Genomic DNA, 4,357 nt, shown 5'->3' with positions numbered 1-4,357 from the left:
CTGACGTTCTTCAACACGCATGCCGGGCTTGCCGACAAGAGCACCTTCAAGCGTTTCATCGCCCCGCTGCGGCGCATCAAGTGGGTGGTCTATTGCAAGGCGCCGTTCGCGGGGCCCAAACAGGTGCTGCGCTATCTCTCCCGCTATACCCATCGGGTCGCGATCTCAAACCGCCGCCTCGTTGCCGCCGACGACGGCGCCATTGCGTTCCGCTGGAAGGACTACCGCGTCAACGGCCAAGAGCGCTGGAAGACCATGCGGCTTCACCCGCACGAGTTCATCAGACGCTTCCTGATGCACGTGCTGCCCAAGGGCTTCCACCGCATCCGCCACTACGGGCTCCTTGCCAACGCCAACCGGGCCGCGAACATCGCGATCGCCCGCGCACTCCTCGATGTCGTCCCGCCTGCCGCCGACCCGCACGAGCAACCGGATATCGCGACGGAAACGCCACACGCGCTGCCTTGCCCATGCCCACGCTGCGGCGCCCGTATGATCGTGATCGAAGTGTTCGCCCGCGGCTGTGAGCCGAGGTGGCGTCCCACGCCGGGCAGGATCGACACATCATGAGCCAGACCTCCAACCGGCCATGCAGCTGTCCTTTTCCGATGCGCTGGCTCCGCGCCGGCAGCGATCCCGCTCGATCCGCTCACGGCCTTCAACGCGCCGAGTGGCCGTTAGCGCACTCCGAGCCCGCGCTCAGATGCCCGTTCTACGCTCGCGGCGTCGCCTGCGCGTCCATCCGCAGGTCCCTTCCTCCCTCCGTGACGTTCACCACCAAGGTCGGCGCCCGGATCAAATCCCCCTAGCGCCCGCTGCCCTGCCGGTGCCAAACTTCCCGCGACTTCGTGCCTTGGCGCTTTTTGGACGCCGGCCACCTCAGCAAGCGGTGGGTCTCGTCATGCGGCATCCAAAAACCTGCACATGGACGGCTCCTTCCGCGCGACCTGACATCATAGTGTCACAGCCGCGACGGAAGCTTGCGCCACTGGAGGTGGCATGGCGGTCCTCATCGCGCGGCGAAGGATGGTCGTCGTCTTGGGCGCAGCTACGATCGCGTCGCCGGCAATCGCGTGGGCGGAAGCTACGAAGCTCGTGCATAGGGTCGGGATGCTTTCGCCAAACGCAGAACCCTCGGAAACCGAAAACGCGTTTCTTCAGGAGCTGCCCGTCTACGGTTACGTAGTTGGGCAGGACCTGCTTCTCGAATACAAGGGGGCGGCCGAACACGCTGATCGGCTCGATCAACTCGCGGCCGAGTCGGTAGCGGAAAGGTTCGAACTCATCTTTGCCTCGGGATCGCAAGCCACGCGCGCGGTGCGGCGGCAGACGAGTAGCATTCCGATAGTTACTGTGAGCAGTAATCCGGTCGGCCTCGGATTTGTGGAAAGCCTCGCGCGACCCGGCGGGAATATCACGGGCGTAAGCATTCTCGGCCCCGAGGTCTCAGGCAAGCGCTTCGAATTGCTAAAAGAGCTTGTGCCGGCAATGGTCAAAGTCGCCGTGTTTACGAATCCAAACGATCCGGGCTCAAAATTCTCGCTGACTGAGACTCAAGAGCTTGCTAAAACCATCGGGGTTGAGCTGCAAATTCTCGAGACAAGCGAGCCTGCCGATTTTGACAAAGCGTTCGAGGCGGCAACAAGAGAGTCCGCGTCGGCCGTTCTTCTGCTACCGGCGCCAATCATGAACTCCTCGGCCGATCGGATCGCTAAGCTCGCTCTGCAGAGTGGGTTGCCAACGCTGTTTTTTTCGAACGATGGTGTCAAGGTCGGGGGCTTGGCATCCTATGGTCCAAACCTCGTCGCCACCTATCGCCGCGTGGCGTACTACGTGGACCGCATTCTCAAAGGCGCGAAGCCGAGTGACTTGCCTGTCGAGCAGCCTACAAAATTCGATCTTGCCATCAATCTCAAAACCGCACGTGCCATCGGTCTTACCGTTGCGCCGACGCTGGTTGTGCGCGCCGACGAAGTGATCGAGTAAAGTGACCAATGTCAACACTCTTGGCCCATCTCGGATATTGACAGGTCCCAACAGGACTCTAAACGATGCTGGATGAAACTTCGGTGGCAGGTCAAAAAGGGCTGGGTATAACTAAGTCGAATCAATGCGTTACATTGAGCTACCGATACAGTCGCTTTTTCCGCTCTCCGAGAGCCTGCCTAATTTGCCTGTCAGACACGCGTGACTCAATCCCGACCGCTTCGAGAGCTTCGTTGGCGAACTCCGCGAATGCGCTGAGCTGACTTTTGCTGGACCGAAATCGTATCGTCGACGCCCTCTGATAATTACCGAGCTTGTGCCAGATGCGATCGACGAATCTCGCATAGTCGCGAAGGAGCGCCGGAGGTGCCCCGCGCGTGAACGAATGTGCGGGGGTTCGGAATTCTTCGGCGAGTTTCCTGAAAAGCGAGATGTCCGTCGGCAGTTTTGTCTCGATCGCCATTTCACATTTGCGCCTGGTTTCGGCATCGAGATCCTCTCAAAGCAACTGTGGGCTGGATTGTGTGCTCGGTTCTGGATTTACTCCGTCGCCCTCGAACAGCGCAGCGTAGGCGGCGTCGGCGCGTACCTTGGGGGAAAGGCCCGGCAAGGTGGCGGCAATCGCATCCAGCACTGAGAAGAATATGCTGGTGTCGAAAAAACCGCACGCGAGTGGGCGCAGTATAGATTGGTTCAGCAGATACTTGGAACTCGGGGGTAGCTGAGCCACTTCGCCGACGAAGGAATCGAGTCCTCGGCACAACTCTTCGCCGGCACGCTGACCTACATCGATACGACGGCGAGCCATACCTCTCCGAAGTTCTGCCAAATTTGCTAATGCCGCCAAATCCAGCGTTTCTTCTACAGCCCTTGCTGCTCGCGCTGTCTCGATCCCCTTCTTTGCGAGAATGGCCATCATTCGGCCCGAGGCCGAACGGACCATCTCTTGATCGAAATGAGAGCTGCGGAGGCTAAGTCGATCAGCGAAATGGAGTAAAATGATCGGGCTTATTGAAGGTGGCCCCGCGAGGGCCATCGCGGACATTTGACGTGCGCGCTGCAATCTCGCGCGCCTCTGTGGAGAGGTGGGGAACCCGGTGGGGCTGCTGCCTCCGCTGGTCCGAATCACGCTCATGCCGCTTTGAAGGGCACCACGCGCGTACCCGCCGCAACGTGTCGAGATAGTCGGCCCACCACTGCATCATCTTCACGCGCTCATCCCAATAGTCGCCGCGCGCATAGGCCCGGCGCACCGCGTTTGGTTCGATGTGCGCCAGCGCCGCCTCGATGGCGTTGACGCTCCATTTCCGCTTTCGTTGGCCAGCGTGGAGAACGTCGAGCGGAAGCCGTGTGCGGTGGCTTCCTCCTGCGAGAACCCGATGCGCCGCAGCGCGCCGTTCATGGTATTCTCGCTGATCGGTCGCTTCACGCTGCGCAGGCCCGGAAACACTAGGGTCTGTACCCAATTAGCATATTCTGATTCTATTGGGCCGAATTTGATTCGGCCCAACGTGGTTCGATGCGTAAAGGACTGTTCTGGCTTAGCGATAAGCAGTGGGCTCAAATAGAGCCGCACCTTCCTACGAACCAGACCGGCCCGGCGCGCAATGACGATCGACGCATCATCAGCGGTATCATTTATATGCTTCAGTGCGGGGCACGCTGGCGCGATTGCCCGCCGGACGATGGTCCTTACACGACGATCTACAACCGGTTCGATCGCTGGGCCAAGCGCGGACATTGGCAGGCGATCTTCGAAGCGCTCGCCCACTGCGGCAAGGACGGCGCGTGTCTCTGTCTATCGACTCCACCTCGATCAAGGCGCATCGCTCGGCAAGCGGCGGAAATGGGGGGAGCATCAACAGGCGATCGGCCGCTCGCGTGGTGGACGGACCACGAAAATCCACGCGCTGACGGATCGTAATTGCAGGCCTCGGGCATTTCATCTCACTCCGGGGCAAGACGCAGATGTTGCCGCGGGATTGGCCCTGCTGAAGCTCGCGCCACCCATGTCGACCCTCATTGCGGACAAAGCATACGATGCCGACGGCTTTCGCGCCGAGATCGTCAACCGCGGCGCCAAGCCTGTCATTCCAAACAAGTCCAACAGGATTGCGCTCCATCGCTTCAGCAAGCGGGCCTATAAAGGGCGCAACGTCATCGAGCGTTGCTTCTGCCGGCTCAAGGATTTCAAGCGAGGCCGAGCGGACAATCGTCTTGAGTCTGCTGATAAACTTTCTGTTTTTACGCACGCGATTTTGTGAGGCTTTTGGGCCGACGCGCCGAGCTAAAGGCGTTCACTCGGCCGATCCTTGCTGGTCGGGCGAATCATGAGAATTGGCCCATCGGAGAACTCAGTGTACCCGGAGGG

Annotated in this window: 3 protein-coding genes and 2 pseudogenes; 3 read left to right on the top strand and 2 right to left on the bottom strand. The window is 60.1% G+C overall.

Going from position 1 to position 4,357, the window contains the following annotated elements; all coding sequences use genetic code 11:
* Both JOY90_RS09625 and JOY90_RS09620 read left to right on the top strand, forming a co-directional pair.
* On the top strand, nt 1-570 hold a 570-nt coding region (locus JOY90_RS09625), incomplete at its 5' end, for a transposase (protein WP_291690904.1).
* 429 nt (nt 571-999) lie between these two features.
* The gene (locus JOY90_RS09620; protein ID WP_291690903.1) at nt 1,000-1,986 is read left to right on the top strand and encodes an ABC transporter substrate-binding protein; all 987 of its coding nucleotides are present in this window, start codon (nt 1,000-1,002) and stop codon (nt 1,984-1,986) included.
* Nucleotides 1,987-2,485: 499 nt separating this feature from the next.
* Here the strand turns inward: JOY90_RS09620 and JOY90_RS09615 are convergent, their stop codons facing one another.
* Both JOY90_RS09615 and JOY90_RS09610 read right to left on the bottom strand, forming a co-directional pair.
* A complete protein-coding gene (locus JOY90_RS09615) occupies nt 2,486-2,902 on the bottom strand; it encodes a hypothetical protein (protein WP_291690902.1) in 417 nt (138 codons plus the stop codon).
* Between the two features lie 64 nt (nt 2,903-2,966).
* Nucleotides 2,967-3,442, bottom strand: a pseudogene (locus JOY90_RS09610) (tyrosine-type recombinase/integrase); the annotation flags it as partial.
* Nucleotides 3,443-3,505: 63 nt separating this feature from the next.
* Here JOY90_RS09610 and JOY90_RS09605 point away from each other — a divergent pair.
* Nucleotides 3,506-4,184, top strand: a pseudogene (locus JOY90_RS09605) (IS5 family transposase); the annotation flags it as partial.
* Nucleotides 4,185-4,357 lie beyond the last annotated feature (173 nt).

It is taken from the genome of Bradyrhizobium sp. (assembly GCF_019242285.1).
Lineage (GTDB): Bacteria > Pseudomonadota > Alphaproteobacteria > Rhizobiales > Xanthobacteraceae > Bradyrhizobium.
The sequence above is the reverse complement of the archived record's forward strand: the minus strand, read 5'-3'. Positions and strand labels throughout refer to the sequence as shown.